This is a genomic window from Yoonia maritima, from assembly GCF_002933395.1.
Lineage (GTDB): Bacteria > Pseudomonadota > Alphaproteobacteria > Rhodobacterales > Rhodobacteraceae > Yoonia > Yoonia maritima_A.
Genome location: NZ_PKFN01000009.1, coordinates 189,113 through 215,406 on the forward strand (window position 1 = coordinate 189,113; position 26,294 = coordinate 215,406).

Annotated in this window: 30 protein-coding genes and 2 tRNA genes; 10 read left to right on the forward strand and 22 right to left on the reverse strand. The window is 53.4% G+C overall.

Translation table 11 applies throughout. From position 1 onward, the window contains the following. Window position 1: 1 nt before the first annotated feature. A tRNA-Cys gene (locus CYQ09_RS12100) sits at window positions 2-75 on the forward strand. A gap of 62 nt (window positions 76-137) precedes the next feature. On the opposite strand, the gene CYQ09_RS12105 is transcribed toward CYQ09_RS12100, so the two are convergent. The 3 genes from CYQ09_RS12105 to CYQ09_RS12115 form a co-directional block, all read right to left on the reverse strand. Continuing rightward, the gene (locus CYQ09_RS12105; protein ID WP_239495932.1) at window positions 138-308 is read right to left on the reverse strand and encodes a hypothetical protein; all 171 of its coding nucleotides are present in this window, start codon (window positions 306-308) and stop codon (window positions 138-140) included. Beyond that, on the reverse strand, window positions 302-601 hold the full coding sequence (locus CYQ09_RS18345) for a hypothetical protein (protein WP_162617662.1): 300 nt from the start codon (window positions 599-601) through the stop codon (window positions 302-304). The genes CYQ09_RS12105 and CYQ09_RS18345 overlap by 7 nt, the downstream gene beginning before the upstream one ends. Window positions 602-1,225: 624 nt before the next feature. After that, entirely contained in the window at window positions 1,226-1,417 is a 192-nt protein-coding gene (locus CYQ09_RS12115; protein ID WP_275425369.1) for a zincin-like metallopeptidase domain-containing protein, read from the reverse strand. 462 nt (window positions 1,418-1,879) lie between these two features. Between CYQ09_RS12115 and CYQ09_RS12120 the strand changes: the two genes are divergently transcribed. Continuing rightward, on the forward strand, window positions 1,880-3,325 hold the full coding sequence (locus CYQ09_RS12120) for an ankyrin repeat domain-containing protein (protein ID WP_106745664.1): 1,446 nt from the start codon (window positions 1,880-1,882) through the stop codon (window positions 3,323-3,325). Between the two features lie 279 nt (window positions 3,326-3,604). Here the strand turns inward: CYQ09_RS12120 and CYQ09_RS12125 are convergent, their stop codons facing one another. Both CYQ09_RS12125 and CYQ09_RS12130 read right to left on the reverse strand, forming a co-directional pair. Next, a complete protein-coding gene (locus CYQ09_RS12125; protein WP_106745665.1) occupies window positions 3,605-4,150 on the reverse strand; it encodes a hypothetical protein in 546 nt (181 codons plus the stop codon). Window positions 4,151-4,496: 346 nt separating this feature from the next. Further along, window positions 4,497-5,144: a DUF6928 family protein gene (locus tag CYQ09_RS12130; RefSeq protein ID WP_106745666.1), complete on the reverse strand. Its 648-nt coding sequence runs from the start codon at window positions 5,142-5,144 to the stop codon at window positions 4,497-4,499. Between the two features lie 356 nt (window positions 5,145-5,500). Between CYQ09_RS12130 and CYQ09_RS18660 the strand changes: the two genes are divergently transcribed. After that, a complete protein-coding gene (locus tag CYQ09_RS18660; protein ID WP_430383348.1) occupies window positions 5,501-5,947 on the forward strand; it encodes a thiol-disulfide oxidoreductase DCC family protein in 447 nt (148 codons plus the stop codon). Here the strand turns inward: CYQ09_RS18660 and CYQ09_RS12140 are convergent. The 5 genes from CYQ09_RS12140 to CYQ09_RS12160 all read right to left on the reverse strand — a co-directional run bounded on the left by CYQ09_RS12140 (window position 5,921) and on the right by CYQ09_RS12160 (window position 10,810). Further along, entirely contained in the window at window positions 5,921-7,213 is a 1,293-nt protein-coding gene (locus CYQ09_RS12140) for a cytochrome P450 (RefSeq protein WP_106745668.1), read from the reverse strand. The genes CYQ09_RS18660 and CYQ09_RS12140 overlap by 27 nt on opposite strands. After that, window positions 7,210-8,454 carry a methyltransferase family protein gene (locus CYQ09_RS12145; protein ID WP_106745669.1) on the reverse strand — a complete coding sequence of 415 codons (1,245 nt, stop codon included), beginning with the start codon at window positions 8,452-8,454 and terminating at the stop codon, window positions 7,210-7,212. The genes CYQ09_RS12140 and CYQ09_RS12145 overlap by 4 nt, the downstream gene beginning before the upstream one ends. After that, window positions 8,451-8,783, reverse strand: coding sequence for a hypothetical protein (locus CYQ09_RS12150; RefSeq protein ID WP_162617664.1), 333 nt, complete (start codon window positions 8,781-8,783; stop codon window positions 8,451-8,453). Before CYQ09_RS12150 ends, CYQ09_RS12145 begins: the two co-directional genes overlap by 4 nt. Before the next feature lie 511 nt (window positions 8,784-9,294). Beyond that, complete coding sequence (locus CYQ09_RS12155) at window positions 9,295-10,515, reverse strand: type II toxin-antitoxin system HipA family toxin (protein WP_106745671.1); 1,221 nt, start codon at window positions 10,513-10,515, stop codon at window positions 9,295-9,297. Next, window positions 10,508-10,810, reverse strand: a complete 303-nt coding sequence (locus CYQ09_RS12160) for a helix-turn-helix domain-containing protein (protein WP_106745672.1) — start codon at window positions 10,808-10,810, stop codon at window positions 10,508-10,510. Before CYQ09_RS12160 ends, CYQ09_RS12155 begins: the two co-directional genes overlap by 8 nt. Window positions 10,811-11,308: 498 nt before the next feature. On the opposite strand from CYQ09_RS12160, the gene CYQ09_RS12165 reads away from it, so the two are divergent. Continuing rightward, entirely contained in the window at window positions 11,309-12,718 is a 1,410-nt protein-coding gene (locus CYQ09_RS12165) for a DUF6880 family protein (RefSeq protein WP_162617665.1), read from the forward strand. Window positions 12,719-12,791: 73 nt separating this feature from the next. On the opposite strand, the gene CYQ09_RS12170 is transcribed toward CYQ09_RS12165, so the two are convergent. The 9 genes from CYQ09_RS12170 to CYQ09_RS12210 form a co-directional block, all read right to left on the reverse strand. Continuing rightward, window positions 12,792-14,093 carry a type II toxin-antitoxin system HipA family toxin gene (locus CYQ09_RS12170; protein ID WP_106745674.1) on the reverse strand — a complete coding sequence of 434 codons (1,302 nt, stop codon included), beginning with the start codon at window positions 14,091-14,093 and terminating at the stop codon, window positions 12,792-12,794. A gap of 1 nt (window position 14,094) precedes the next feature. Then, window positions 14,095-14,346, reverse strand: coding sequence for a helix-turn-helix transcriptional regulator (locus tag CYQ09_RS12175; protein WP_106745881.1), 252 nt, complete (start codon window positions 14,344-14,346; stop codon window positions 14,095-14,097). Window positions 14,347-14,525: 179 nt separating this feature from the next. Next, window positions 14,526-15,389, reverse strand: coding sequence for a hypothetical protein (locus CYQ09_RS12180; protein WP_106745675.1), 864 nt, complete (start codon window positions 15,387-15,389; stop codon window positions 14,526-14,528). A gap of 365 nt (window positions 15,390-15,754) precedes the next feature. Further along, complete coding sequence (locus tag CYQ09_RS12185) at window positions 15,755-16,762, reverse strand: tyrosine-type recombinase/integrase (protein WP_106745676.1); 1,008 nt, start codon at window positions 16,760-16,762, stop codon at window positions 15,755-15,757. After that, the gene (locus CYQ09_RS12190) at window positions 16,756-16,962 is read right to left on the reverse strand and encodes a hypothetical protein (protein WP_106745677.1); all 207 of its coding nucleotides are present in this window, start codon (window positions 16,960-16,962) and stop codon (window positions 16,756-16,758) included. The genes CYQ09_RS12185 and CYQ09_RS12190 overlap by 7 nt, the downstream gene beginning before the upstream one ends. A gap of 1 nt (window position 16,963) precedes the next feature. Then, on the reverse strand, window positions 16,964-17,164 hold the full coding sequence (locus CYQ09_RS12195; RefSeq protein WP_106745678.1) for a hypothetical protein: 201 nt from the start codon (window positions 17,162-17,164) through the stop codon (window positions 16,964-16,966). Then, window positions 17,157-17,813, reverse strand: a complete 657-nt coding sequence (locus CYQ09_RS12200) for a hypothetical protein (protein ID WP_162617666.1) — start codon at window positions 17,811-17,813, stop codon at window positions 17,157-17,159. The genes CYQ09_RS12195 and CYQ09_RS12200 overlap by 8 nt, the downstream gene beginning before the upstream one ends. A gap of 80 nt (window positions 17,814-17,893) precedes the next feature. After that, complete coding sequence (locus CYQ09_RS12205) at window positions 17,894-18,085, reverse strand: hypothetical protein (RefSeq protein WP_106745680.1); 192 nt, start codon at window positions 18,083-18,085, stop codon at window positions 17,894-17,896. A gap of 11 nt (window positions 18,086-18,096) precedes the next feature. Beyond that, window positions 18,097-18,315: a hypothetical protein gene (locus tag CYQ09_RS12210; RefSeq protein ID WP_162617667.1), complete on the reverse strand. Its 219-nt coding sequence runs from the start codon at window positions 18,313-18,315 to the stop codon at window positions 18,097-18,099. A gap of 96 nt (window positions 18,316-18,411) precedes the next feature. On the opposite strand from CYQ09_RS12210, the gene CYQ09_RS12215 reads away from it, so the two are divergent. Further along, window positions 18,412-18,849, forward strand: a complete 438-nt coding sequence (locus CYQ09_RS12215; RefSeq protein ID WP_106745682.1) for a helix-turn-helix domain-containing protein — start codon at window positions 18,412-18,414, stop codon at window positions 18,847-18,849. 219 nt (window positions 18,850-19,068) lie between these two features. On the opposite strand, the gene CYQ09_RS18485 is transcribed toward CYQ09_RS12215, so the two are convergent. The 3 genes from CYQ09_RS18485 to CYQ09_RS12230 form a co-directional block, all read right to left on the reverse strand. Then, complete coding sequence (locus tag CYQ09_RS18485; protein ID WP_239495934.1) at window positions 19,069-19,371, reverse strand: transposase; 303 nt, start codon at window positions 19,369-19,371, stop codon at window positions 19,069-19,071. Then, window positions 19,365-19,841: a MobC family plasmid mobilization relaxosome protein gene (locus CYQ09_RS18490; protein WP_239495936.1), complete on the reverse strand. Its 477-nt coding sequence runs from the start codon at window positions 19,839-19,841 to the stop codon at window positions 19,365-19,367. Before CYQ09_RS18490 ends, CYQ09_RS18485 begins: the two co-directional genes overlap by 7 nt. 443 nt (window positions 19,842-20,284) lie before the next feature. Beyond that, window positions 20,285-20,361: transfer RNA gene (locus CYQ09_RS12230), tRNA-Arg, on the reverse strand. A gap of 563 nt (window positions 20,362-20,924) precedes the next feature. On the opposite strand from CYQ09_RS12230, the gene CYQ09_RS12235 reads away from it, so the two are divergent. The 5 genes from CYQ09_RS12235 to CYQ09_RS12255 all read left to right on the forward strand — a co-directional run bounded on the left by CYQ09_RS12235 (window position 20,925) and on the right by CYQ09_RS12255 (window position 26,109). Beyond that, complete coding sequence (locus tag CYQ09_RS12235) at window positions 20,925-22,226, forward strand: extracellular solute-binding protein (RefSeq protein ID WP_106745683.1); 1,302 nt, start codon at window positions 20,925-20,927, stop codon at window positions 22,224-22,226. A gap of 72 nt (window positions 22,227-22,298) precedes the next feature. After that, complete coding sequence (locus CYQ09_RS12240) at window positions 22,299-23,180, forward strand: ABC transporter permease subunit (protein WP_106745684.1); 882 nt, start codon at window positions 22,299-22,301, stop codon at window positions 23,178-23,180. 10 nt (window positions 23,181-23,190) lie between these two features. After that, window positions 23,191-24,066, forward strand: a complete 876-nt coding sequence (ugpE, locus tag CYQ09_RS12245; RefSeq protein WP_106745685.1) for a sn-glycerol-3-phosphate ABC transporter permease UgpE — start codon at window positions 23,191-23,193, stop codon at window positions 24,064-24,066. 10 nt (window positions 24,067-24,076) lie between these two features. Continuing rightward, window positions 24,077-25,114: a sn-glycerol-3-phosphate ABC transporter ATP-binding protein UgpC gene (gene ugpC / locus CYQ09_RS12250; RefSeq protein ID WP_106745686.1), complete on the forward strand. Its 1,038-nt coding sequence runs from the start codon at window positions 24,077-24,079 to the stop codon at window positions 25,112-25,114. After that, window positions 25,111-26,109: an endonuclease/exonuclease/phosphatase family protein gene (locus CYQ09_RS12255; RefSeq protein ID WP_106745687.1), complete on the forward strand. Its 999-nt coding sequence runs from the start codon at window positions 25,111-25,113 to the stop codon at window positions 26,107-26,109. Before ugpC ends, CYQ09_RS12255 begins: the two co-directional genes overlap by 4 nt. Window positions 26,110-26,294: the final 185 nt, after the last annotated feature.

Genomic DNA, 26,294 nt, shown 5'->3' on the forward strand with positions numbered 1-26,294 from the left:
AGGCGAGTTGGTAGAGTGGTTATGCAGCGGATTGCAAATCCGTGTACACCGGTTCGATTCCGGTACTCGCCTCCATTTAAAAACAATCACTTACATCACTCCTTGCCGTGTTTGAGGCCCCGCGTTTACAGGGGCGTTTACATTTTTGTGTCTTGAGACAGTGATTTTGCTCGATTGAGCTTGCGCAAAACTGCATCGCTTTCGTCCGGACTAACCTGCGCATAATGCTCGATTACCTGCGCCGAGTAGCGAACCGACCAACCCATCAGCACCGCGATCTGGCGCAAAGACAGATCGGCATTTAGCAATCTTGTCGCCGCCGTCCCGCGCGTATGTCCTTGAACGGCACCGTGAAGGGCGGCAGCGCGTCAAAGCCATTCGAGCTCTTGACCACCTTCACCTTGGCGCAATCCTCCTCGACGCTGAGGATCTCAACACAGAACACGCCGCCCAAACCGGACGGGACAACGATTTCTCTGAGCTCGTGCCGATGCTTCCCGCAATAGACACAGGTGCTATAGAGCCCGTCGATGATGTGACCGCCGGTCGTGCGATCACAGTCGCAGGTCCAGAATTTTTGGGGCTGATATTTGTGAGCCATTTGTGGCCTCCTCTTGGGTGCTGCGGTTGGGGCTTGGCTCCCCTTCCGCCGATGGGCTGCACACCGGCCAATCTGATCTGACCGAATACGCATGTATTCGGCGGAACAGAGTGGGTGGGGGCACAGCCCGACCCACGGCCCCGGAACGGCCAGTCAAAGGGTCGAAGCCGGCAACTGGTGCGGCCCGCAGCGCGCCTTCGCGCGAGGACACGGGTTGCAGGCTTTGACGACGCGCCCGCGCGGCGCTTGCCCATTGACGGGACGCGACAGGGATGTTGGGCGGACCAATCAAATTGAAAGAAGCCTGAAGGAGGTGAGCGGGCTGAAAGCCAGTCGATCCTCCGCACAGTCCACTTCTCAGAGCGGCCCGTGCGCAGCATCACGGGCCACAATTTCTCATCCCGTCAAAATGCCTGCACCCCGCCACATGAGGCGGGGCGCAGACGTTTAAAGCTCAACACCGGCTTTCAAGTTGCCGTCCGGATCCAGCCAGGAACGGGCCTCGGCGCAATCCAAGCAAATACAGGAGCAACTGCCTTTCACGATGACCGGCGCGAGAAAGATCACTGGGTTTGACGCGCCGCATTTGCGGCACGTCATCGGGGGGCAGGATTGCTGGGCCGCTCATGCTGCGGCCGCTTTCGACTGACCTGCGGCTGCTAGGACGAAATCGGCTGCCTTTTGCGCCTCGGACGCCGCGCGAAAAATCGCCCGCTTGTCCTCGTTTAGCGCTTTCAGCCAGCCTTCAACGTAGGCGGCGCTTTGGTCGAATTCCGGCGCGACGCCGATCTGAGCACCCAGAAAACAAGCACCGATTTCCGCAACTTATCCTGACAGTCAAGTGCGAGATATACCTTGTCGGTCGCTATCGGCATTCGTGCAGACTACGGCGAAGACCTGTGGAAAGCCCGAACGGCGCGTGTCGAACATTCAAATCTGCCGGGCTAACGAGCGCGATGCTGCACAATGCTCAGATGTCAGCGAAGCCCAGAAAACAGACACGGCTGGAGGTGCGCCTAGCCCGCGCTATACGCCGCTGTCGGCCCATTGCGGCCATTGATCACGGTCGCTCGATGCTGCGTCCGCAGCCCGCATTGCCGACATTCGTGCATCCCGCAGCATTCTCGGTGCGTGGATGACTGGATCGCGGACTTTGCAGACCTTAGCTGTGGCGACTCGGATGGCCGCTTTCGGGTCATAGGCCATCACTTGACCGGTCTATATTTGGATTGTACCAACGAGGCATATCAATAAATTTCGCCGATACCGGCAGTTTTCATGAACAACTCAGAAATGCACGCCTTGTTCCAGGCGGAAGAACGCGCAGTACAAACGGCGCTCCTTGAACATGGCTTACTTAACGCTAATCCATACCACACCCGCCGCGAAACCGAACGTTTGAAAGAGTTCCCACCACTATTAAATGATGTAATTTCTCTTTCGGGTGATGCGCTTAGAAACGCCATTCACAGACATCTAGCCGCCGGTGAAGATCTCGAAGCGACGACCGCTAAATTTAGAATGACTGCGTTTCAAGTGTGTTTTCGAGAGGGAAAACTTGAAGCCATGCGTATCTTGCTACGTGCTGGTGCAAAGACGAAATGGACAGCGGATCAAGTTTCTATCGCGGTGGGTGAAGTGCCAGCTCTGCCGGAGACAGGAGAAACTGATCCGTTTCTGTTTGCCTGTCGCATTGGCAACTTAGAGGCGGCGCGCACGTATTTCTCTAATTCTGATGCTGGCACTCAAAAAAATCATGAAGCCATCACTAATGCAGTAACAGCTAGGGCCACAGATATTGTGATATGGCTTCTGGACGAGGGCTTTGATCCGAACGCAGTGGATGACATCAAGTGGGGTGCGCTTGAACGCGCTGTTGACAACGACGATTTAGCAACTGCAGAAGTCTTACTTGCTGCTGGTGCCGACCCGTTCGGCGCGCCTGAAAAGGAGTATACGTCACCAGTAAAAAAAGCGACTTCAGAGCAGATGAGAGCCCTGTTCGTTCGTTTTGGCGTCAACCCTGCGAAGTTTGAATATGACATAAGCCCAGAGACTGTGCGGCTGTCTTTCCTATCAAAAAGAACACTGACACAGGAAGAATTTGACTTGCACCGCAGCCAACGGGTCGGCCAGGCCAACCCGGAGCGGTTCCTCCCAACATTCTGGTACGAACAAATGAGAACGGGGCGTTATTCAGCTCCGAAGCATCTCGAACACGTAAGAGATCGCGCCAAACCAGTTTGGTCGTTCAGTCGGTACGGACGCAGCGTGACACCTTTGCCCGATGGACGACTTGTGTTGATCGGCGGAGAGCACGAAGATGGTTACGATCCTGATTTTTGTATCTACGCGGATGTCACTGTCCTCGATGGGAAGGGCGGCGTCGACCATTTCATTTATCCCCACGATGTCTTCCCGCCAACGGATTTTCACACGGCAACCTTGTATGATGGCCAAATTTGGCTAATCGGATCCTTGGGGTATCTGGAGCAACGCCAAGAAGGTATGACCCAAGTTCTAAGATTGGACCCAACCGATTTCTCAATTCACCCCGTCGAGACGTCTGGTGATGGTCCCGGTTGGATAAGCCGGCATCGGTGTATTTTGGACACTGACGAGATCATACTATCAGGCGGCAAAGTAATTCCAGATTATCACGATAATGAGCAGACATATCGTTTGGATCTAAAGACACTCGGTTGGACGAAAGCGTTAAGGTAATAGCCGCCGTTCGGGCAGTGTGCAGCATTCGGTAATCTGGGCTCGTTCCTGCCGCTAGCCGCATCGCCGCAATCCTGTTAGATGGTCTCGATTTGTTCGACATGAACGGCCCATTGCGGCCATTGATCACGGTCGCTCGATGCTGCGTCCGCAGCCCGCATTGCCGACATTCGTGCATCCCGCAGCATTCTCGGTGCGTGGATGACTGGATCGCGGGACAAAGTTAGCTTTCACTGCGGCCGCGCCAATGGCCGCTTTGCCTCTGCTACTAAGGCTGTTCTATTCTTTTGGCAATCTTGGATCGTTGGGGTTTTTCAGCGCAATTGGAATGGCTCGCAAGGCTTGAAAAACCCGATACACAGTTATGATTGGCTCTTGAAGCAACCCAAGCTTACGAGTTCTCCGCCTAAAGGTTACAATTTTTGCCGCAATGCTTCCCAATGACACTGATGAGTCTAGCAATACAGACCATTCAGGCAGATCCGCAATTTCAGGCCGGTATTTTTGCAAATGCCACGCAGCACTTAATCCGGTGTCCGCAGGCATTTCGCCTTTCAAGACTCTCACCGTCGCATCCCAACCAGACCTATCGTTTGTCAGAGCAGACAATATGCCGAAGCGTTGCCACGAAGCGATATCTCCGCCGCAGTTCATTCGTATGATGCGCTTTCGGCTCTCCAGTTCATCAATATCGTCGATGTGATGTGCCACTGCGTCTTTGAAGTACATTTCGACAGGATCAGTTGATCCAGACTGAATTTTTGTTTCCAGTTCATGAACCTCTTGTTTAGTTAACGCGCACTCAGCATCAGTCGTCTGGTTCATTAAGTCTCTGTCCGTTTTTCACTAAATCGCCGTAGCGGACTTTCGCCGCGATGCAACATTATTGCAAGTTGGGCTCGTTCCTGCCGTTAGCCGCATCGCCGCAATCCTGTTAGATGGTCTCGATTTGTTCGACATGAACGGCCCATTGCGGCCATTGATCACGGTCGCTCGATGCTGCGTCCGCAGCCCGCATTGCCGACATTCGTGCATCCCGCAGCATTCTCGGTGCGTGGATGACTGGATCGCGGGACTTAGCTGCCGTCTAGCGATAGAAATCGAAAGTCTGCTTTTCTGAATTGGCAGGCCCATTCTGTCTGCAATCTCGTCGGCCCAGCACGGCCACAAATCACCAGAATTTCCACCAAGTATTCTTGGAAATTTCGAATCTCATGATCGGGATCTCCATAGGATCGCATACCCAATCGTCGGGGTGACCTTCAAATTGGAAGCCTAGCATCGCAAGAAGCGCTGCCTCAGAAAGTTCAAGTGGATGGAAGGGCAATGGGTACGGTTCGTCATCTTCAAACTCATCCTCAAGCGCAAACGAGCCATCCCAGTATGGAGCTTCAAATGGTAACTTATTGCCAATGTCCTCTTGAACGCCTTGATCAGGAGAAACGCTGAGCGCGCGAACCAGCTCTCCGCCTTGCCAAAGCGCGAAAGCACACCAGTCAACGACGGAATGGGTGGCGTGAACGTAAGTCGTCGACCCAAGTTCGGCGCTGTGCCAATTTCCGTCGACGCGCGACGGGAAATCTCCTCCGAGGTCCTCATGGGCGATTATCTTAAGATCGCCGTACACACCCACAAATACTTCTCGTTTTCCAGGATTCAGAAAGTCCAAGCTGCCGTCGTCTTTTTCCCGTAAGGTCACGCCTGGAAGCAATTTCTTAGCCAAAGAAATGCAAGCCTCGCGGTCAAGCTCTGGTTTATTGGCCAGAACATCTTTTGGATCGTGATTGTAGTAGGCGGCAAACCATGCTTTCGCTCCCATCCGGAACTCTCCACGTTATGTTTCTTGTAATTCTCGTAAAGCCGACCTTGGTCCAATGTGCAGCATCATGCAATATGGGCTCGTTCCTGCCGTTAGCCGCATCGCCGCAATCCTGTTAGATGGTCTCGATTTGTTCGACATGAACGGCCCATTGCGGCCATTGATCACGGTCGCTCGATGCTGCGTCCGCAGCCCGCATTGCCGACATTCGTGCATCCCGCAGCATTCTCGGTGCGTGGATGACTGGATCGCGGACGAAGCACCATTTCGCTGCGTTTGCGCCAAGGTCGGCTTTGCAGAGAATGCACGGAGCCGAACGACTTGGCATTTTGGACGCTGTCTGCATAATTAGGCAAATGGGAAACCCTACTGATCTAACCATCGTCTTTGATACAGATTGCTTGATGTGTTCGGCATGGGTGCGTTTTGTCTTGCGCCATGAAAGCGAACCGACAGCAAGATTTGTATCCGCTTGGTCTAAAGAAGGGCTGGCTTTAGCCGACCAGCACAATTTGACGGCCCAAGACTTGGATAGAACCTATCTCGTTGTGTTCGGCGGGCAACCGTTGACCAAATCGGATGCGACATTTGCCATATTCAAGACACTACATGCCCCTTGGCGGTGGGTGAAACTGTTGTCCATTTTACCTCGATCGTTCCGTGACCGTTTCTATGATCTCATGGCAAAAAACCGGTATCGTTGGTTTGGACAAAAAGATCAGTGTTTCTTGCCGCCTGAAAGTCAACAAGCTCGCTTCGTTCTCGGACCGCCGCGTTCAGCGGTTCTTCCAGATCATCGGTAGCCCGTCTTGTGGCCGCAGCGAAAACTTCGGGTCAGGAGCTGGAAACGAACCACTTAAACGCGGATGAAAGGCGCGAAGCAGTTCGGCGGCGATGATCGAAACTTCTTTCAACGCGAACTGATGCCCCGTGCATGCTCTCGGCCCTGCGCTGAATGGAATATTAGCAAAGAATGGCCAAGCCGGCTTCGTGAGAAATCGCTCTGGGCGAAACTGGTTAGGGTCATCGAAAAACCTTGCATCGCGACCAGTCATGTAAGGAATGACCTGCAAGAGTTCGCCCTTCTTAACGGCGATGCCTGCAACATCTACGTCTTCTACCGCTTGCCGCAGAAACAAAGTATAGCCTGGTGGATAAAGCCGGAGCGCTTCATCGACGACCGCCGAGAGGTAGCTCATTTCCCCGACATCATTTGTGCCCGCGACTTCGTTTTGGCATTTCTCTAATGCCGCTGGATGATCTGCCAACAGTGCAAATATCCAAGACAATGCGGCCCCGGATGTTTCATGCCCGGCGATAAGTAGGCTCATCGCGTCATCGCAAATTTCCTGTTTGTCGCCCGCATGGGTTTCGATGAGAACTTGGAGAAGATCATCACCCGCTGGACCATCAATCCTGTCTTCAACGAGGTCTCGGACAAGATCGCGCATGAAAGCCATCGCATTCTTTTTCTCACGCTTGCCAGGAAGAGGCAGGTAGTCGGGCAATGTCAGAGGACTTGCACACTCGCGAAACGCCACTTTAGAGAGAACTTTGATGTGCTCTGAAACTTGATCCATACTTTCCGAAAATCCGCCACCAAAGAGTGTTCGCAGGGCGATATCCAAAGCTATTTGTGCAAAGATGTCATCGGCGTCGAGATCCACATCACCATTGTTATCGCTCTGTTCTGACAGGCGTTTGACCCAATCCTCCGCGACGTGCTGAAAGACGGCCTCGTATGCGGGCATCTTCTTGCGCGCAAAGGCCGGAAGTACCTTGCGACGTCTGTTGTGCCAGCTTTGACCTTCGGCAATGAACAGGCTTTCCCCGTTCCATTGGCGCAAGACCGTCATCATCCGTTCAAAGCGGATGAACTTGTCAGCCTTGCTAGCCAAGACAACTTCAATCTGATCGGGATGAAACAGCAACCAAGACCGGTATGGCCCCAAACGGAGAGGAACTGTGTCGCCGAACCGCGCATGCATATCGGCATAAAATCCCAGTTGATCGCGCCTGATCTTGATCAGCGTGTCCAGCCCTAGCAGTGCAGGCGATGGTCCGGTCATATCGCTCTCCTCAAGACCTGTTTAAATAGAAAGCTACAAGGAACGGCAATCAGCAGCCATGCTTGACCCAGCAAAGCATATGCAAAGTTCACATGCACAAATGCTGCCGCGATGGCGCAGGTTCCACGAAAGCCATAAACGTTGTCGGGGTTGTCGTAACATGCGGTCCGATGATCTGACCATTGCACGTCTAAACTATCGATAGCCCCCAACCTTGATGCGACCCAGTGATGGCTTCGCGATGCGTCAGAAAGCGTCAACGTCGCCGCCGTCGTGGTCCAAGGTTGCCAGCGCGGAATCCATTCCGGGACATTTTTCTTGTATTCCGGCCAGCCAGTCGGAAAACGCTTCAACAGATCATGCCGATGATGCCAACGTACCATACCTTGGACAAACACCCATGCCATCAATGATGCCGCCATGATCCATATGTTTTGTAAGAACAGCCCCAAAATGACCCACCCTAATGCAGCCGACAACTGCATCGGGTTTGAAACGTAGGCATAAAGCCCCGTTGTCACGAGACGTATTGTGGGATCAAGCGGGATGGGTGTCCCGCCACCTTGTAGGCAAAGCGTTTGGTTTGCTGACAACCCAATCAACGATGAAACCGACAGTGCGAACATCACGAGGCAGGTCATCCAAACAGGCTTCACAAAAATATCCCAAGTTCCGCCCATGGCGAGCATTATCAGGGATGGCAGAAGGGCAAAAATCATGCCTCCTGTCATTATTGCCAAAAGGGTACAGCGATATGAGAGATGTGTGTCAGCTTCTGTCCATTTGGCCAAGTAGATCGCAGGTAAATGTGCAGTTGCGAAGACAAACAAGACGCCGAGAAACCAATGGTGTCCTGCGAAAACGAGCGGTTCCAGAGAGCTGAAAATTGTTCCGTGCAGTCCCAAGATAATTGGCAGGCAGATCATGAGTGGGCGCGTCTTTGGAAACGAGAAATACAGACCCGGTCCAAACAGAATAGCGCCACCTAAGATGATATCAGCAGGCAAGGCATTCACCATCAATGCGTCCCAGCCATAATGCCACCAGCCCATCCAAACAGCGAAGGAATGGGTCACAAAAACCATCGCAACGCCGTAGAGAAACGCAAATAGCCCCGCGATTTGCGCTCTGTGCGTGAGGTGACGTAGCCGAACCATCACCAAGGCCAGACAAACCGGGCCAAGCAGCAAAAGCCATCGCAATGCAAGCATCCACGATTCAGGTAATGAGAGATTGATCATGCTATGAATCTGCTTTTGATGGCGGTCTTTAGTGAATTTGGCAGCCTTGTTTCAAAGAGCTCGACCATAAGAAAGACAACGGGAAAACCAAGGGTGAGATAGAGCGCAAAGCTCGGCAAAGCTATGATAAGAAGAATTTGCATCATCGCGCCGAGTTGCATGAGAGCGCCTTCTTGCGAGGTCATGCTACGGCGCGTCGCAAGAAACGCAAATATCGTAACGGGTAGAACCACGGACAACGGGAAGGTCAAAAAAGCCGTTTGATCGCCATCAACGAGATCGGTGATTGCAAAATATGCGCGCCAGGCGAACACGATTGCGGCAATCACCCCCATTCCAAATACGACAGACAACTTCACTCTATGCATATGTTTTGAATTACACTTAATGGCGAGCGGAGCAACATGCATAGCAAGTCGAAATTAGTGAAGGTTACCAAGAACGGCCATTCGCCGCGACGCAGAAAGTCGGAAAAGAGGGCTCGTTCCTGCCGTTAGCCGCATCGCCGCAATCCTGTTAGATGGTCTCGATTTGTTCGACATGAACGGCCCATTGCTGCCGTTGGCGAGTTGGTCCAACGCTGCACAGCAGCTTCCCCGAAGCGGACGTTGGCCAGGGACCGCGTAGCGCAGGGGAATTTTCTCGTTGAAGCGGGGCTTGTACCGCGTCTGACACGGATGCCCGCTTATGTTCAGCAATCAGAAACACGGCGTTGAGGGGCCGAACTTGGCACCCCAAAGTCAACCTGCCTCGTCATCCCGCATCGCAATGGCGAAGGACCTCAAAAACCCGCTGCAGCTAAACGGCTTTCGCTCAAGCCAATTCGACACCCGCCCCAGTTCACGCTCGCGCCAAATCCGCTTCCTCGTGCTCGAAGGCTGTCGTCATCTCCCTGATCTCCCGCTCCGGAGCCCCCAAGGCACGGGCAACGTCACGCCAAGCCATCGTCGCTTCGGCCACCTCTGCAATGATGCGATCGGCCTCGCCGCGCTCCAGAAGATAGGATTCATGTTGCGCGCGGTGCAGAGCAATACTGGCATCCGGATTGTCGTCATCAACGTAGCTCTTGAGCACGCGCGGTTGGTTCGGCACAGGGTTGATGTCGTAGGCCGGTGAGAGGTGCCATCCGCCCCGCCCACGCAGAAATCCGTGATTGCGCATATGGTCATCGAGGTTCGTCACGAGAATGGAAAAGGCAACTCGCCGGTAGAGCTCTTCGCGGTCTTTGTCAGGCGTCACGCTTTCTGAGGTGATAATATCGGCCAGGTCCAAGTAGCTGTAGCTTTCGCCGTCTTTGCCTCCCAGCATGGCCATGGCCGACATGAACGGGATCCTGCCGCCATCGTTCCGGTCAAACCGATGGGACAAGAAAACCGGCTTGTCGCCTGCCATCTCAAGCGTGTGGTCCGAAACCGTGATTCCGGCGCGCCTTGCCAGCTCCAGTGCGACGGCCTCCCAGCGTTCCACGCAATAAGTGTCCGTCTCTTTCGGGAACTTGGCGACAGAAAGGCGGCCGTGTTGGTCAAGGATGCTGGCCTTTGGCCGAGCGCCGCCCAAAGAGCTTCCCGGTGCAAACAGCATTTGAAGATCCTCAGCGGTCTCTTCCCCGCGCAGAACGCGTTGCGAGGCATGAAGCAAATCCCCGAGGCTCACGAGAGCAGGCACGCCAATGCCCTCGGGCGCTTGAAACTCGCCATCAACCTTGAAGCGCAGCGCACCCAATCGGGTCTCGTCATTCACCCCAAGCAGGTAGTCGGCTTCTTGCAGCGTTCTCGGTCGTCGCCCCTCGGCCTCTGCCATGCGCCCCTCATAGCACCGCATCACCGTTCTGCCCCAGGTATCAGGGGCAGAGTCCCCAAGCGATGCGAGCATGTCTTGCCCAGCCTCAGGCACGAATTGTCCTTTAACGAGAGGCATGTTCGGCGAAAGCCCAAAGGCATTGTCGTCGGCAAGCCAATCGTCATGATAGGTAAAGGACACCCGCTCTCGGCCGCGCCCCGCTGTGCGGTGAAGCGTGCCGACGCGTTTCAGCCCCTTCCAGTCGATCCAGACCTCAACCATTTTTCAATCTCGCACGCTGCGGGAGGTCATCCAGCGCCATCTGCTCACCGACCGGATCATCGAGGTCTCCCCATCCCTTCAGGAGGCCGAGTGCCTGCAACACGGCCACATAAGTGCCGATCTTAACTGCGGGGTTCCCGCTTTCGATCTTGGCGATGGTCTGCCGCGTCGTGCCAGCGCGCTGCGCAACAATCTCAGCGGTCAACTTGCGGCGCAGTCTCGCTACACGAATGTTTTCCCCAAGTGCCACGAGCTCCTTACGGGCCGCCCTGGGTATTTTGATCGAAACTGCCATAATGATACCTCCAAAAGACACTAAGCGCCTAAATGTTACGTTGAGATATCATTAATGTCAATTTCCTCCGTTTAACTCGACGATCCAGCACCCCCGCTCAAGTCACGTCTTATGTTATCTCAAAATAACATTGGGCGCATTAAGGTTACCAAAACGAAACACAGCCCGATCACCCAATTGCACCTGCAGGCTTACATAGCCACACAAATGCAATGCGTGCACTCGAACTGAACGGAAACGGCGTGAGATCACTTAAGTTCGCCAAGCATGAGATTTATCCGCTGCCGAGCCACAAACGTGACACCGATCTGGAAGCAAGGCTTGTTGAAAGAGAGCGCTTTAACAGCCTTCAGACCCCATACGGCGTTCATCATGGAAAACCTGCTTACGAAATTCTCAATTAAAAGCTATCAATTGACGCGAATTATTCTGAGGATAACCGCACCCTACACGCGTCTGGAAAGGCCGGTTAGCTCGCAAAATGAAGTGACCTGATCCATGGCTCGAAAACCCTCTCTTTCCATCGAAATACTGTCCGAGTTGCCCGCTCAAAAACTTGCCCAACTGGTGCTGGATGAGGCCGATCGCAATGCTGGCTTTCGCCGTCAGGTCAAAGCAGCACTCGCCGCGAAATCCGGGCCGGAAGGCATTGCGAAGCTGATCGACCGACGGCTTTCGGGTCTGGAACGCGCCAAGAGCTTCATTGAATGGGACAAAGCCCGCGCCTTTCGCGATGATCTGCAAAGCCTGACCGACACAATCGAGGCCGAGCTTGCACCGGCCGCTCCGGATATGGCGATGGACCGTTTCATACGGTTCATTGCCACACATGAGCGCGTGTTCGAACGGGTCGATGACTCATCAGGCCATGTTCAGGATGTCTACTATCTGGCGATCATAAGCGCTGGAAAATTGACGGCACAGCTGAGCGCCCATGAGGCTGCATTGCTGCCTGATCGAATTATGGCACGCCTTGGCGAAACCACGCACGGCTATCTGGCTGATCTGACCAAGGCCATCGTACCACATCTGCCGCAATCTACGCTGGCGCAATGGGATGCTGACCTCGACGCAGCGATTGCAAAGCGCAAACTTGAAGAGGCCAAGCTTTCGACGGATCGCTGGCTTTATTCCATGACCTCTCAGTGGTCAGAAATGCGCCAAACAATTGCTGAGGCACGCGGTGATATTGACCTGATGATTACCCTAGAAAGCGCCAAAAAGCCCCATATGCAGGATGTTCAGGGTATGGCTGTGCGTTTGCTGGCTGCTGGTCGCGCCGATGAAGCTCTGGAATGGGTGCGCAAACCTGGATCACGCGTCAAAGGACAGGATGACGCGCTGTCCCCGCAAAGGGTCCAAATCGAAGCGTCTATTTTGGAAGCATTGGGTGACAAATCAGCAGCTCAAGCACTGCGCTGGCAGTGCTTTGAGAGCCGACTATCAGCCGACATCCTGCGCGATTATCTGAAAAACTTACCTGACTTTGATGACATTGAAGCCGAGACAAACGCTTTGCAGTATGGCCTGTCTCATCAGGATCCGGAATTAGCTTTGCGGTTTTATCTCGATTGGCCACGCCTTGACCTCGCCGCGCAGGTCATCCTTCAGCATCACGCTCACTGGGATGGAGGCCTCTGGCACAGCTTGCCCAAAACTGCAGAAACGCTGGAACATGAGCATCAGGCGGCGGCAACGATCCTCTATCGCGCGCTTCTGGACGATATCCTCAAGGCGGCGCGATCCAAGGCATATGGGCATGGGGCGAAGTATTTGGCAAAACTTGCCCTGCTGGCCGAGGCTGCTGATCCTTTCCTTCCGGAAGGCGTGATGGAACATGGATCTTATATGGCCCAGCTTCGAAAAAACCATGGCAGAAAATCTGGTTTTTGGGGGCGAATTGGGTAGATGGGGAGCCGCATCCAAGGCGGTTTGATCATGGTTTGCGCCGAATTTTTGGGCGCAGCCATGCCTTGTAGCATCAGCTCAATAGGTGCAACCTAGCCTTCAGCGCGCCGTCGATCGAAGCAAGCAACGCCTCCGGGAAACCATCCGGAAGCCGATTGAACGTGGCCTCAACGATCGCGTGCGAGGTCTCCTGTAGTTCTTCGAACAGGCCCTGCACGACTGCGCGGGACAAGCCGGATTGCACGCCGGTCTCCACGATGTGGCGGCCCACGATATTCGAAACCTTGTAGTGGTTCGAGTTGCCGAAGTTCATGGCCAGTTTGAAGTATTTCCGCTCGATCTGCCGGGCGTCGACGGTCGGTTGCACCGTCAAAACGTCGTACAGTGGCGTCATGTGAAAACGGCCGCCGGGCAAAAGACTGACGCTGAAGTTCTTACCATGGCCGTCTGTCGCACCCAGCAGCCAGAACAGGACATTCGCTTTGAAAAAATCGTACCGATCTTTGTTGGGATCATCACTCCCCAACAAGAGTTCCATGATATCTGAGATTCCTGGGCCGCCCTCGTTCTGGTACTTCTGGGTAGGCACAACGGACAATGCCTGACAGCAATCTTCCTGAGGCAAACGGATCAAGCGGCCATCTGACGTCCAGCGCCGGTCAAAACGCTCAACCACCAAGGCTTTCTTGTCGCCAAACTGAGCCATTTCGACATTCGCAGCTCTAAGCCCAAACGCTTCCATCAGCTTGAGGCATAAGTATTCATTCTCAACGCTGTCAGACAAATCCATGCCATTGGGCAGTCTGCCGATTTGGGGCTTGATGATGTGTGTGGTTGGCGTTGTGCCGGTTGGCTCAATCCACTGGCCATCTTTACGAAGCAAAGCTGTCTTTTCTTGCGCGCCAGCGACAGAAATTCGGAAGTCATTCTCGCTGCGGATACCCAGTGGTGCTAGATCGAGGTCGCTCAAAATGGCCCCGATCTGCGCCTCGTCGACAAATTCTCCAGTCAACTCAGACATCGGTTGTGGCTCTTGCCCATCGGGTAGAAACTGAAGCGCTCCAACACAGTCGCGTCCAATTTGTGACAGCAAGCTGAAGGCATCTACGCCCTCGGCTCCCACGCGTTCCGCGACCCTTCGACGGATGAGGTCACTGTCGGGTAACAGGTTGTCAAAGACGGCCATCACAGGTGCGCCGCTGTAGCGGCTCTCCTGCAACGGCAGCGACAAAGACACGGGCATCCGGTGCTCCCATTCGAGCCAGTCACGTGCATAGGCGAAACTGACGCCGCCCGAGGGCTCACGCACCAATTGACCCACGAGCCGCGCGTTCAGGAAAACGTTCAGCGGTATGTAGCTGCGCTTGCGGCCCATGTCAGAAAATGTCCTCTAGCCCGTCTGATGTGCCTTTGCTGCGCTCGGCCACCGTAATTTCGAGCTCCAAGGCCGCGATCAAATCGAATACTGTTTCCAGCTTGGTGCCCCCGCTGCCGTTCTCGATCTTGGAGATCGTCTCCTGCCAGACACCGCTCATCGAGGCGAGTTCCTTCTGGGTCAGTTTCTTTGCCTTCCGAGCTTCGCGAATTGCGTGGCCCAAGTTTTTTGATGTACGAACGAGGTGCTTCATGGCGGCTCTCCTGTCGCCACATATGACCCCTAAGTCATAAATTGTCAATATGATCTCCACGCCATAAAGGGTAGGTATGATCTGAGCATCATATACGAAACCTCATCATCAGCCTTTTCTCAAAAAACAATGCCGTTTCTGAGATAAGGAAAGGCATATCTCAAATTGCACAACGACACTCACGCCTGCAGTCCCGCAGCGCGCACCTGCTCGGGCGTCACCAGCTTTGTCGCGATCAAATCCTCGATTTGCCGGTTGGTGATGTGGCGGCACAAGGGATGGCGCTCGTGGATCCACTCGGCGAGGCTGGCGCGCCCCTTGGCTTCGGCCTCTCGCGCTTTCTCTCGGTCCGCCTGTACCTGGGCCAGTCCCTTCTCCCACCGGCGCATCTTGAACCAGTTGTCCGAGAAACAGACCTTGCTGCGTGTGTAGCCTTCGCTTTCCTTCGCATAAGCTTTGACCGCCTGCTTAAGGTCATCTGGCTCCACACTGGCTTTCAATGCTGCAGAGATCAGGCGCAGAGTAGTCCGCCGGTCTCGGATCCTGTCTTCGGGGTAAGCAGCCAGAATCTTCTCAGCTTCAGGATCTTCAACCTCCTCCGCCGCCTCGCGCCTGCGCGTAGGTGGTTTATGGATGGTTTTAGGATGGTTTGGGGTCCACCGTGAACCCCGTACCCCGTTCACCCTGGACCCCGTACCGGGTTCAGGCTGGACGGGGTTCACAGTGACCCCCGTCTCAATGTCGGGCTCGGCCGTGGGTTCGAGCGCGGCCACGCGCTCCAGAACGATGCGGTAAATGACGGTGTATCCGTTCTTGCACTGCCGCCGCCCTGTCTCGATCAGAATGCCTTCGCGCAAGAAGTCGATGATGGTGCGCTTCACCGTGCTCTCGCTGAGCTCTGTGTGGCGCTGGATCGTCCCCTTGGAGCACCAGATGCCCGAGCCGTCATCGCTCGCCTTGTCGGCCAGGAACATGATGATCTGCTTGCGCGCGGCGCTGCCAAAGCGGCGCTCGGCGCATTCATTTGCAATGCGCCAGCTCATGGTCTCACCGCCAATTGGGTTGAGGTTAGACCAGAAATACCATAGGTATGGGGACGGAAATATTCTTCTATGCCGTTGAGGTGGGTGGCCGCCCCCTCAGCGGTTTTTCTTTGCCCTTTCGCCAGAGCGGGAGACTGTGAAAAACCGTTTACTTGGGCCTCGTAACCTATTGAAAAGTGACCCTGAACGAAACAAGTCCGTTTACAATTTTTCCCTTTGAAATCAGCAAAATTTTCCGGATTGCAAATCCGTGTACACCGGTTCGATTCCGGTACTCGCCTCCAATACTTTCAAGCACTTAGCCGATTGCGTCCTCATAGGGGTATCACTCCTAGTATCAGTTTCATGTTCTGGTCTCGTTCTGTTCATGCCTTCCTCCTCTTTTCGCTTGCGCTGCGTGCACGCATTTCCTGACGGGCTTCGCCCGCATATTTTTTGATCATAGCCTTGGTCATATGGCCGGAGTAGCTGGCGATCTCCTCATCGTCGCACCCTGCATAGGCCAATTCCTTAACGCCACGGTATCGCAACGCATGCAGGTCATGTTCCAACAGGCCTAATCGCTTACGCTCCTCCCGCATGATACGGGCTATCTTAAAGTAGCTCATATGGGACCCGTCCTCGTTCGCGAGGATGGGACGCGATGGATGGGGAGGTGTCGATAGAGCAGCCTTCGTGCGATCAAGCTGTTTTTTTAACTGCGAGGTACACGGCAGCAACAGGTTCAACCCTGTCTTGTTCTGGGTGAGCCTTAGATTTTCCCCGTCATAGTCGCGCCATGTGAACCCGCTCCAGTCACCCGGTCGTTGAACGCTTCCGACACCAATCTCGAAAATGAGCAACGGGAGTGGTTCCGCTTCATCTCGCCATTTGCGTACCCCTTCGTTCGTCCAAGGCACATGTGGTTTCTTGCGATCCTTGGGAACTTCCAGCAACTCGATGTCGGCGGCAGGATTGTCGCTGCGCCAATTCCTGCGTTTCGCGATCTTGGCAAGAAGGGAGATCGTAGTCGGAATATAGTTTGCGAACCGAACACGATGCTGGTTAGCATCCATGGCCGCGTAAATATCGGACGGAGTGAGCCGGGAAACGTCTCGCTTGCCGATCTTATCTTCAAGGTATTGCAAAACCGGCTCAAGATCTTTGCGGTATCGCGGCGAAAAGCCTGACCATTTTTTCGATTGGCGCAGTATTTTGATCAAGGCATTCCAAGATCGCCTTGCTTCGCTACGCCGTCCGCGAAGGATTTCCCAGTACTCGAAATCGAAATCCGGCGTCCCGGGCTCTGAATGCACCCTTTGGTATTGCCCATTTTTTCGAACATACCAACGACCGCTGGGATGCTGCCAAAGGTACTTCTTTCGCTTCACCACTGGATGTCATCCCACCCGTCAGCAAATTCTCCACGAACGATCTTTCGCAGAAGTTCCGTATCCCAACGCATTTTTCCGGCGATATCGCGAGCGGCGGGCAAAGCTCCTGCCTCAACGGCTGCACGAAATTCTTCGACGCTCATATCCATCAGTTTTGCCGCCGTGTTTTCTTTCGCGGCCAAAGGCGTGACATTCGCCACATCACACCTCCCCCGCTTTTGCGGCACGCTTGTTCAACATCGACACGAAATCGCTCTTTGTCAGATCCCAACGTCCCTCCAATGCGCTGACGATCAATTCTGACATCGTGAACCCATCGTTCAGCGAATGGAGGCGAAGCGCTTTGTGAATGTGTTTCGGTAGATACACAGACGTGTGCTGCACAGAATCTCGATCAAGCATAGCTGGCCCATCCCAATAGTTTCTGGAAGGCACCGGTTTTCGCTAGGCGATCAGTCAACGGCACATATAACGGCTTGTCCGTCTTCCCCTGATTGAAATCCCACGTCCCAGCTTTGATGTGTTTCCATTGAATTTCCAAAGTATCACCGATACGTTGGCCAAGCCCTATACAAAGCTCATAAGCTAGCCGCGCACGTGGCGACGCCTTCGTCTCAAACTCTTCTCGCAGCTCATCTGGCCAAGGCTCCCAGCCGTCGCCTTCTTGCGGAAGCAATGGGATACCATGAGCAGGGTTCCGATGTTCGTTTTTAATGAATCCCATGAGTCTTGCGTGGTTCATCAAGATGACCAAGACCTGAACGAGATAGTTGGCCTTTCGATAATTTGCGGCGTTCGCTTGCTGAAGCTTATAAACGTGATGTGGTTCGATCTTCGCCGGATCTTTGTCACCCCAAATCTCTCGGATGTGGTCCATGTAGAGTTTGTAGTCTTTTCGTGTCCTAGGCTTGCGTTTCGCGTAGGATTTACTGTCGTAGTAGTTCAACACGAGGGTATCAAAGTTCCTTGTCGTAAGCAGCTTGGGTCGCCCTCTAAGCAGTTCGTTGTAGTGGTCCCAAAACTCTGGGGTGCCAAAAGTCTCTTTCATCATCACAGATTGCCCCCGAGAGCGCCTTATGAATCGCAAATACCCACGATCCTCATAGACATATTTCGGGAGCCCTTTGCGGGTCATTTTCCCATCCTCAAATCGACGTTGAGAAAATCATCAATGGCTTCGATGCTAGCCATTCCTGCTTCAATGGTGACGCTGCCATCCGGCTTGATTTCAAAGCGAGCCTGAGACCAACCAGCCTCACGGGCGTCTCGAAGCAACGCTGAGATAGTTTGCTTGGCCGCTGTATATGGACGACGGTTTGCCATTAGTCTTTTCCTCACTCTCGCAGCAGTGCATCAACATGCTCGGGGAGGAGCAGCATTTGTTTTCCACACATCATGAAATGCCCACGCTCTCGAGCACGCTTTTTCATTGTGCGGACCGCTACTCTAACGCCGTGGGTTTGCCGAAGAGCCTCGCACCACGCCTCAACGGTACGACCGCGTGAGAGCGCGGCAGGCAAGTCGATTGATGAGGTTTCGTTTTTTTGCCTCATTCCATTTGCCATAGGCCAACATCCCTCCTGTTGCGAAAAGCGGCGATATAACGCAAGATAGCGCTGATAAGCCACGTTATAGGATCATATTGCGCTATGATACGCACAAACGACGTAGAATCAAGCCTCCGTTTGGAAATCGGAAAGCGCTTGGCAAATGTTAGGGACTACTTCAATCTCCATCAGTCTGAAATTGCTGAGAAAATTGGCGTTTCGGCAAGAAGCTACCAAAACTATGAACAGGGCAAACGAGAGCTGCCAAGCTCACTACTATTTAATTTGCACGAGGCTTTTGGCGTCAGCACCCATTGGGTTCTCACAGGCAGTAACGGCCCATTTTACGTAGATCCAGCAAAAATTGCTCGGAAGGCGATGGAAGACATTGCAGAAGTATCAGAAGCGGCAGCTCTGTCCCCCGATCTCAAGAAAATCCCGGACATCTTGGAAATTTTGATCGAACAAGAAATGGCTCTGCGTGGCTTGAGCCCTGATGAACTTGAGCGCCTGCTGAAACTCGCAAGCGATAAAAAATGACAGATCAAAACGAACAAATAAAAGACAGAGAGCGAGTAGCCTCACATGGTGAAGTCTTCACTCACCAACGAGGCCCAAGGGACCCGAAGCTGCAAAAGTGGCCAAACTGTAGAACATTTGTGAACGCTTGAATCAGCCGCCATTCGCTGCGCCGTGCCTGAACAGGTAAGGAGCAGACAAAACCCACCTTGATTGATTTGCGATGAATGACTGCTTTTGTCATGCTGCAAGCGCGGGAACCGCTTCTTCAGCACCTGGCCGGTCAACAATCTCCACAGGCAGAAAACATGGCGCTTCACCAACCTCGTCTTCGATGATCTCCCGATCAGGTGCAAACTTGGGATCACGTAGCCATTTGTGGATCAGGTTGGTGTTCATCGCATACCGCCGCGCGACCTGCGCAACCGATACCCCCGGCGCGCAGGTTTGCGCACAGATCGACACCTTCTCCTCATCCGACCAGAACCGCTTCTTCTGACCCTTCTTACCCGCCATACCGTTGGAGAAAAACTTGATCAACATTCGGGTGGCTTTCGATGCTGAGCGATTATGTTTGCCAATCCACGCTCAATGCCGACGAGCATTGCCGCTATTCGCAGGGCATCGATCTCGCCCGCGCGACCGGTGCGGGTTGCAGTGTTGAGCCATCGAGCAACTTGATTGAGGTTACCGCCATAGCTCGCCACCGCACGAACAAGATTAGGATCAACTGTCGGAAATGGGCGCGGACGCCGCCGCTCGGTTCCAACGACAAGTTCGCGAACGAAGGCAGATACTGATTGCAGTTGGGCATCAGCCCGCTCGCGAACGAGAACCTTAAGTTCGTCCGAGCATTCAACGTAGATTGCCTTGGGTCGTTCCTTCGGCGCACAGGAATTGTGCGGCTTGGTGGGGTTCGAAGGGGAGGCTTGCCCCCCCTCGCAAGGGTTCTTCAAATCTCTAGGGATTTGTGACCTTGCTCTTAGCGCTTCTTTGGGATCGATCTCGCTCATGATATGAGGCCCGCAGCTTGAATTTGCGCCATCGTGACCAATTTTGAGGCAAGCAGCGCCGCGACTTGCGGAGCTGTGATGTGTTTGCACATCGGGCTGCGATCATTGATCCAGCAGGCCATCCTTAGTGAAGGCGACACAGGTATCGACCAAACGTCCAGAGAATTTCACCGGGCAGTTTTGCCATCGTGAATACCCTCACAAAGAGGGGCATTCACGATGGCAAAATTCTGCTCATGTACGTTGATAATCTTCACATCACCAATCGAAAAAAGTTCAGATACAGATATGCACTGCCACTCTACCAGCTTCTGTAGTTCACCCGACGGGTGCTGAAATCAGATAAGGTAGTTTTTCCATACAACGCTTCTCATTGAGAGGTCGTGAACATGGGGTTTTGACATTGCGCGATGAAGCGCTAATATCCCAACAAGCTTAGATTTTGGCGGCCCCGGAAGGACTTGAACCCTCAACCTCGGACTTAGAAGGTCCTTGCTCTATCCAGTTGAGCTACGGAGCCGCTGAAAGCAGTCTGTAAAACAGTCCGCAATATTCTACTACTTGCCAATCGCCTTAAATTCAAAGCAAAATTTGGGCTTGACCAACCGATTAGAAGTTCTCTGTTCTAATCCAGCTGAGCTAACGGCCCGCACCTAGGTAGCCGTATTGGTCAAGTCATCAAGCCATGTCAACGTGTAGTTACCTTTGAAATCTTCCAAATAGAATATTGTGGCCTCGAGATCATACACAGTCATGACGATGGGTATAACGGGCTTGATTGGGAGCAGGGCGTTGTAGAGGTGATACTATTGGGGTCTACGGATAACTGGAATTCAGGTTCTGCGTTGATGTTACAGCAGAAAGGCGCTCAGTTACTTAGAGCGGTTGCGGATCGGTGGGTGCCTTGCAAGCAGTTTGAGTATTTTACATTGGCTAGCAGAAGGGCGCGCGGTTTAGATCGCTTTAAGTGCTTGGATTTACAAATAGTTCATATTCGCGTTGCAAAACTGACAATTATTCCGCTTAGCCCGGCCCCTGCTGACAAGGGGCCATATGCGCCCTTTGAAATTAGGGAAGCATATTATGAAAACGACATCCGTTATTTTTGCAGGCGCGACGATCGCCGCTTTGGCAGGTCCTGTTGCTGCGCAGACTGAAATCGAATGGTGGCACGCTATGGGCGGGAGCCTTGGTGAAACTGTTAACAAGATCGCGACTGACTTTAACGCCAACCAAAGCGATTACGTGATCACGCCCGTATTTAAGGGTAGCTACGAAGAAACGCTGACGGCTGGTATTGCGGCGTTCCGTGCGGGCGAACAGCCGAATATCTTGCAGGTGTTTGATGCTGGCGCAGCCACTGTGATTGGCGCCAAAGGTGCGACTGTTCCGGTGCAAGATTTGCTGACAGACAACGGTGTTTCTTTTGATATCGAAGATTACATCTCTGGTGTGCGTTATTTCTATGCGGATAGCGATGGTAAGATGATCGGCATGCCGTTCAACTCATCTTCTCCGATCATGTATTACAATGTTGAAGCATTGGAAGCTGCTGGTGTCACGCCCCCTGTGACTTGGGAAGAATTCCAAGACGTGACTGCGCCTGCATTGGTTGAGGCCGGATATATTCCGTTGTCACAGTCACACATGCCTTGGGTTTTCACCGAGAACTTCTTTTCGCGTCACAACCTGCAGTTTGCCACTGGCAACAATGGGTACGACTCGGCTGATGTTGTGATCAACATGGATGCCCCGGAAATTCGCGACCACTTTGAAGCGTTCAAAAGCTGGATCGACAATGGCTATGCTGGTTTTTACGGCGCGGGTTGGGATGACAACGCGACACCGTTTGAGCAGGGCAAGGTTGGTCTGTGGCTAGGTTCTTCGGGGTCATTTGGCGGTTTGCAGCAAACTGCAGAGTTCGACTTCTCCGCGACTTACCTGCCGTATTGGGAGGCCATCACAACAGAACCAAAGCAGACCTTTATTGGTGGTGCGGCCCTGTTTGCGATGTCTGGTCAGCCTGAAGACGAAAACAAAGCAACGGCCGAGTTCTTTCGTTATCTGACCTCGCCTGAGGTGCAGTACATGTGGCACCAGGAAACGGGTTATGTGCCGATCACTGAAGCTGCGTATGAAGTTGCTAAGGCAGATGGTCACTATGATCGTTTCCCAGCAGCCGAAGTTGGCATTCAGCAGCTTTCATTGCCAGCGGGCGAGTGGACACGCGGGTATCGCATGGGGTTCTACGTGCAGATCCGTGACGTGATGAACCGTGAATACACGCGTTACCTGACAGGCGAGACATCGCTGGATGATGCGTTCACTGCGATCAAAACCGAAGCTGACGAACTGCTGTCACGCTTTGCGCAGACCCAAGGGTAACCTTCCCTTATCAATACCGGCGGTCGCAGAAATGCGGCCGCTCTTTGCATTTATGAATATCAGGAACACGACATGAAGCGCGCGGCGTTCTCGCAGCCATTGATGCCTGTGGCACTATTGATGCCCCAGTTGATTATCATCGCTGTGTTTTTCTATTGGCCAGCATGGGAGGCGATCTATTCGTCGTTTTTCTTGCAGGATCCTTTTGGATTTGGGTCCAACTATGTCGGGGCTGACAACTATACCCGGCTTGCCAAATCATCCGAGTACGCCAAAGTCGCGGGGTTCACGCTGTTCTTTACTGTTGTCGTGACATTCCTATCGCTGGGCATAGCGTTATTGCTGGCCGTTAAGGCCGACAAGGTTATCCGTGGCGCCAAGACATACCGTACATTGCTGATGTGGGTTTATGCTGTTGCCCCGCCGGTGGCCGGGTTTTTGGGTAGTTTGCTGTTTGATCAAAACATCGGCCCGATCACTGACCTGTTCGCGTTCTTTGGCTACAATCTTCAAATCGGGTTGAACTACAACGATACAGCGTTTGCGATGATCGTTGTGTCGGTTTGGAAGCAGATACCGGTCAACTTTATTTTCCTGTTGTCTGGCTTGCAGTCCATCCCTGTCGCTGTTCGCGAGGCCGCGTTGATTGACAACAAATCGGGTACTCGCAGGTTTTGGGATATAACCTTTCCTTTGTTGGCACCGACCGCGTTCTTTTTGCTGATCATTAACATTACCTATGCGCTGTTCGATACCTTTGGGGTCATTGACATCATGGTCAAAGGTAACCCTGCATCGAACCCGATTACGCTTGTTTACAAGGTCTATACCGATGGGTTCCGCGGCAATGATTTGGGTGGATCGTCTGCACAGTCGGTTGTCTTGATGGTCCTTGTTTTGCTGCTGACCGTGATGCAGTTCCGCATGCTTGAACGCCGCATCCATTATACCTGAGGGCAGAGATATGACCAAGATAACGCGTAACAAAAAGCCCATTCGCCTGAGCGATATCGTAGACCATGCGATCTTGATCTTGGGTGGTTTGCTGATGCTTTTCCCGGTTTATCTGGCTTTTACCACGACCAGCCATGACAATATCACGCTGTCCCGCGAAGGGCTGCAGTTCGGATTTGGCGATCAGATGGGCCATAATTTCTATGCCGCCATGTTTGAAAAGGGCGGCTTTAGCGAACAGATTGATGGCACCACAATGCTCATGAATTCGCTGATCCTTGGGATCGGGTTCGCGGTGGGTAAGATCGTTCTGTCGATGGCGGCTGCCTATGCGATCGTTTACTTCCGCCTGCGTTTTGCGACCTTTGCGTTTTGGGTGATCTTTACGACAATCCTTCTCCCGCTTGAGGTGCGCATTTTACCGTCTTACGAGGTGGTCACCGGGCTAGGCATGGCCAATACCTATGGTGGGTTAATCGTACCCTTGTTGGCATCTGCGACTGGTACGTTCTTTTTCAGGCAGTTCTTTTTGTCCGTCCCCGAAGAATTGGTCGAGGCCGCACGCATTGATGGGGCAGGGCCTGGAAAGTTCTTTATCGATATTCTGGTTCCGCTGTCGCGCACGATGATCGCAGCGATCTTTATCATCATGTTTGTGTACGGTTGGAACCAATATCTGTGGCCGACCCTGATCACCACGGATGAGGGCCTGTTCACACTGGTGCGCGGTATCAAGCAGATCACCCAGTCGATCTACGAAGGTAACCAAATCCCCGAATACGGTCAGGCTTGGGCGCTTGCTATCATCGCAATGTTGCCGCCCGTCGTGATCGTGATCTTTTTCCAAAGCTGGTTCGTTAAGGGCCTCGTTGAATCCGAGAAATAGGAAGACCAAGATGGCAACCGTAAGCGTTACCGATATTTCGAAAACTTACCCTAATGGGGCGCAGGCTGTGCGTCCTGCCAGCTTTGACATTGCAGATGGTGAATTGATTGTGCTGGTTGGCCCATCGGGCTGCGGCAAATCAACATTGCTGCGTATGGTCGCCGGACTAGAGGACATCACGACCGGTGACCTGCGCATTGGTGAGCGTGTGGTGAACGATCTTGATCCGGCGGAACGCGACATCGCGATGGTGTTCCAGAACTACGCGCTTTACCCGCATATGACCGTGGCTAAGAATATGGCCTATGGTTTGAAGAACCGTGGTGCATCTAAGGATGCGATCGCTACTAAGGTAGCAGAGGCCGCCGAGATGCTGAGCCTGACGCCATTGCTTGACCGTCGCCCGAGCCAGCTGTCTGGTGGTCAGCGTCAGCGCGTTGCGATGGGCCGTGCGATTGTGCGTGATCCTGCGCTGTTTTTGTTTGATGAGCCATTGTCGAACCTTGATGCAAAGCTGCGCCACCAGATGCGCGTGGAAATCCGTAACCTGCAGCGTCGTTTGAACGTCACAGCGATGTATGTGACACACGATCAGGTCGAAGCGATGACAATGGCGGATCGGATTTTCGTGTTGAATGCTGGCGGGATTGAGCAGATCGGCACGCCGTCTGAAATATACCGCACGCCAGCTTCTACGTTTGTTGCATCGTTTATGGGGGCGCCTCCGATGAACCTGCTGAATGGCAATGCGGATGGTGGCAAGGTTCGTGTCGGCGAAAGCGCTGTGCAGATGCCTTGTGCGGATGGTTCTGTTTTGCTGGGTATCCGCCCCGAGGAGGTTGCCGTTTCACCAATGGGAACTATCCCGTTTAAACTGACCCTGATCGAAGAATTGGGGGCGAGCCGTCTTTTGCATGGTACAGTTGCCGGGCAAGATTTCGTGGTGAACGCGCCAAACGATGACATAGCCTTGGCCGAAGAACTGATGCTTGAGTTTCCGACGAACGCTTTGCATTTGTTCGATGCGGAGACGGGAAAACGCCTATGACTAAAGTCGTCGCAGAAATGCCGTTGGTGACTAAGACGCAGCGCGATCAAATTTTGAACGCGCTACCGACGCCAGAGGCACATCGCGCGTTGATGCATCAAATCCCTGCGATGTCGTTGATCGAAACAGGAGGTCATGCGGCTGGTACTTTGGAGGGGCCTGTGACGGTCGCGGCGTGGAACCTTGAGCGTTGCTTGTTCCCCGAAGCGAGCGCTGATCATCTGCGTCCATTCGCGCCCCAAGTGGTGTTAGTGTCCGAGGCCGACAAAGGCATGGCACGCACTGGTCAACGCCACACTATGGCTGACATGGCTGGCCATTTGGGGATGGCCTATGCTTACGGTGTTGAGTTTCACGAGCTAGACCTTGGTGGTGCAACAGAGCGAGATTTTTGCACTGATGACTATAACGCCGAGGGCTGGCACGGGAATGCGATCTTGTCGTGTGCGCCGTTTGAACGTTTGGAACTGATCCGGCTGGATGATCATGGGCATTGGTTTGCACCAGATAAAAACGCAGTAGACCCCGGGCAACCGCGGGTTGGTGGCCGCATGGCGATTGCTGGGGTGATTAAAGTGGATGGGCGGGAGGTGTGTTTTGTCTCGACCCATTTAGAAAGCAATGCTGATGCGCCGCATCGCAATATGCAGATGATACGGTTGCTTGATGCGATAGACGATTTTGCCCCGGGCATGCCGGTGATCATCGGTGGCGATCTGAACACGGGCAACCACATCCCGCCGGACTTTCGCTGGGAAGATGAAACGCTGTTCGATACCGCGCGCGAGCGAGGATACAGTTGGGATGCGAATGCGCCGGGGTTTACGACCCGCCCAAGCCTGATCACCCCACATCCTGATCGCACAATGAAACTGGACTGGTTTTGCAGCCGTGGCGTTACAGGTGCCAACGCCCAAATACTGCCAAGTCTGGATCAGACTGGGCGGCCATTGTCGGACCATGATGCCGTACTGGCGCAGTTCAAGTTGCTGTAGTGGTATTGCCTTAAGATGTGTCCAGCCTGGTCAATCGCGCATGGGGTGTGTTCGTTAATGAATACAGTCCCGAAAATTCATATCGCGTTAAAATTAAACGGTTTTTACTCGTATTATTAAGCTATCGTTAACCTTACTCTCTCAGTTTCATTAACCATAACGGTCCGCGGGGCCAATATTGGTTG

Excerpts from the sequence above, each read along its gene's own strand:
- CYQ09_RS12205 (WP_106745680.1), bottom strand. The coding sequence starts at position 18,085 with ATGGCAAACCGTCGTCCATATACAGCGGCCAAGCAAACTATCTCAGCG.
- CYQ09_RS12240 (WP_106745684.1), top strand. The coding sequence starts at position 22,299 with ATGAAGCGCGCGGCGTTCTCGCAGCCATTGATGCCTGTGGCACTATTG.
- CYQ09_RS12125 (WP_106745665.1), bottom strand. The coding sequence starts at position 4,150 with ATGAACCAGACGACTGATGCTGAGTGCGCGTTAACTAAACAAGAGGTT.
- CYQ09_RS12200 (WP_162617666.1), bottom strand. The coding sequence starts at position 17,813 with ATGATGAAAGAGACTTTTGGCACCCCAGAGTTTTGGGACCACTACAAC.
- CYQ09_RS12145 (WP_106745669.1), bottom strand. The coding sequence starts at position 8,454 with ATGATCAATCTCTCATTACCTGAATCGTGGATGCTTGCATTGCGATGG.
- CYQ09_RS12120 (WP_106745664.1), top strand. The coding sequence starts at position 1,880 with ATGAACAACTCAGAAATGCACGCCTTGTTCCAGGCGGAAGAACGCGCA.
- CYQ09_RS12130 (WP_106745666.1), bottom strand. The coding sequence starts at position 5,144 with ATGGGAGCGAAAGCATGGTTTGCCGCCTACTACAATCACGATCCAAAA.
- CYQ09_RS12160 (WP_106745672.1), bottom strand. The coding sequence starts at position 10,810 with ATGGCAGTTTCGATCAAAATACCCAGGGCGGCCCGTAAGGAGCTCGTG.
- CYQ09_RS12180 (WP_106745675.1), bottom strand. The coding sequence starts at position 15,389 with ATGAGCTGGCGCATTGCAAATGAATGCGCCGAGCGCCGCTTTGGCAGC.
- CYQ09_RS12210 (WP_162617667.1), bottom strand. The coding sequence starts at position 18,315 with ATGAGGCAAAAAAACGAAACCTCATCAATCGACTTGCCTGCCGCGCTC.
- ugpC (WP_106745686.1), top strand. The coding sequence starts at position 24,077 with ATGGCAACCGTAAGCGTTACCGATATTTCGAAAACTTACCCTAATGGG.
- CYQ09_RS12170 (WP_106745674.1), bottom strand. The coding sequence starts at position 14,093 with ATGGGCCGCAAGCGCAGCTACATACCGCTGAACGTTTTCCTGAACGCG.
- CYQ09_RS12140 (WP_106745668.1), bottom strand. The coding sequence starts at position 7,213 with ATGACCGGACCATCGCCTGCACTGCTAGGGCTGGACACGCTGATCAAG.
- CYQ09_RS12155 (WP_106745671.1), bottom strand. The coding sequence starts at position 10,515 with ATGGTTGAGGTCTGGATCGACTGGAAGGGGCTGAAACGCGTCGGCACG.
- CYQ09_RS12165 (WP_162617665.1), top strand. The coding sequence starts at position 11,309 with ATGGCTCGAAAACCCTCTCTTTCCATCGAAATACTGTCCGAGTTGCCC.
- CYQ09_RS18345 (WP_162617662.1), bottom strand. The coding sequence starts at position 601 with ATGGCTCACAAATATCAGCCCCAAAAATTCTGGACCTGCGACTGTGAT.
- CYQ09_RS12255 (WP_106745687.1), top strand. The coding sequence starts at position 25,111 with ATGACTAAAGTCGTCGCAGAAATGCCGTTGGTGACTAAGACGCAGCGC.
- CYQ09_RS18660 (WP_430383348.1), top strand. The coding sequence starts at position 5,501 with ATGGGAAACCCTACTGATCTAACCATCGTCTTTGATACAGATTGCTTG.
- CYQ09_RS18485 (WP_239495934.1), bottom strand. The coding sequence starts at position 19,371 with ATGTTGATCAAGTTTTTCTCCAACGGTATGGCGGGTAAGAAGGGTCAG.
- CYQ09_RS12215 (WP_106745682.1), top strand. The coding sequence starts at position 18,412 with ATGATACGCACAAACGACGTAGAATCAAGCCTCCGTTTGGAAATCGGA.
- CYQ09_RS18490 (WP_239495936.1), bottom strand. The coding sequence starts at position 19,841 with ATGAGCGAGATCGATCCCAAAGAAGCGCTAAGAGCAAGGTCACAAATC.
- CYQ09_RS12195 (WP_106745678.1), bottom strand. The coding sequence starts at position 17,164 with ATGCTTGATCGAGATTCTGTGCAGCACACGTCTGTGTATCTACCGAAA.
- CYQ09_RS12235 (WP_106745683.1), top strand. The coding sequence starts at position 20,925 with ATGAAAACGACATCCGTTATTTTTGCAGGCGCGACGATCGCCGCTTTG.
- ugpE (WP_106745685.1), top strand. The coding sequence starts at position 23,191 with ATGACCAAGATAACGCGTAACAAAAAGCCCATTCGCCTGAGCGATATC.
- CYQ09_RS12175 (WP_106745881.1), bottom strand. The coding sequence starts at position 14,346 with ATGAAGCACCTCGTTCGTACATCAAAAAACTTGGGCCACGCAATTCGC.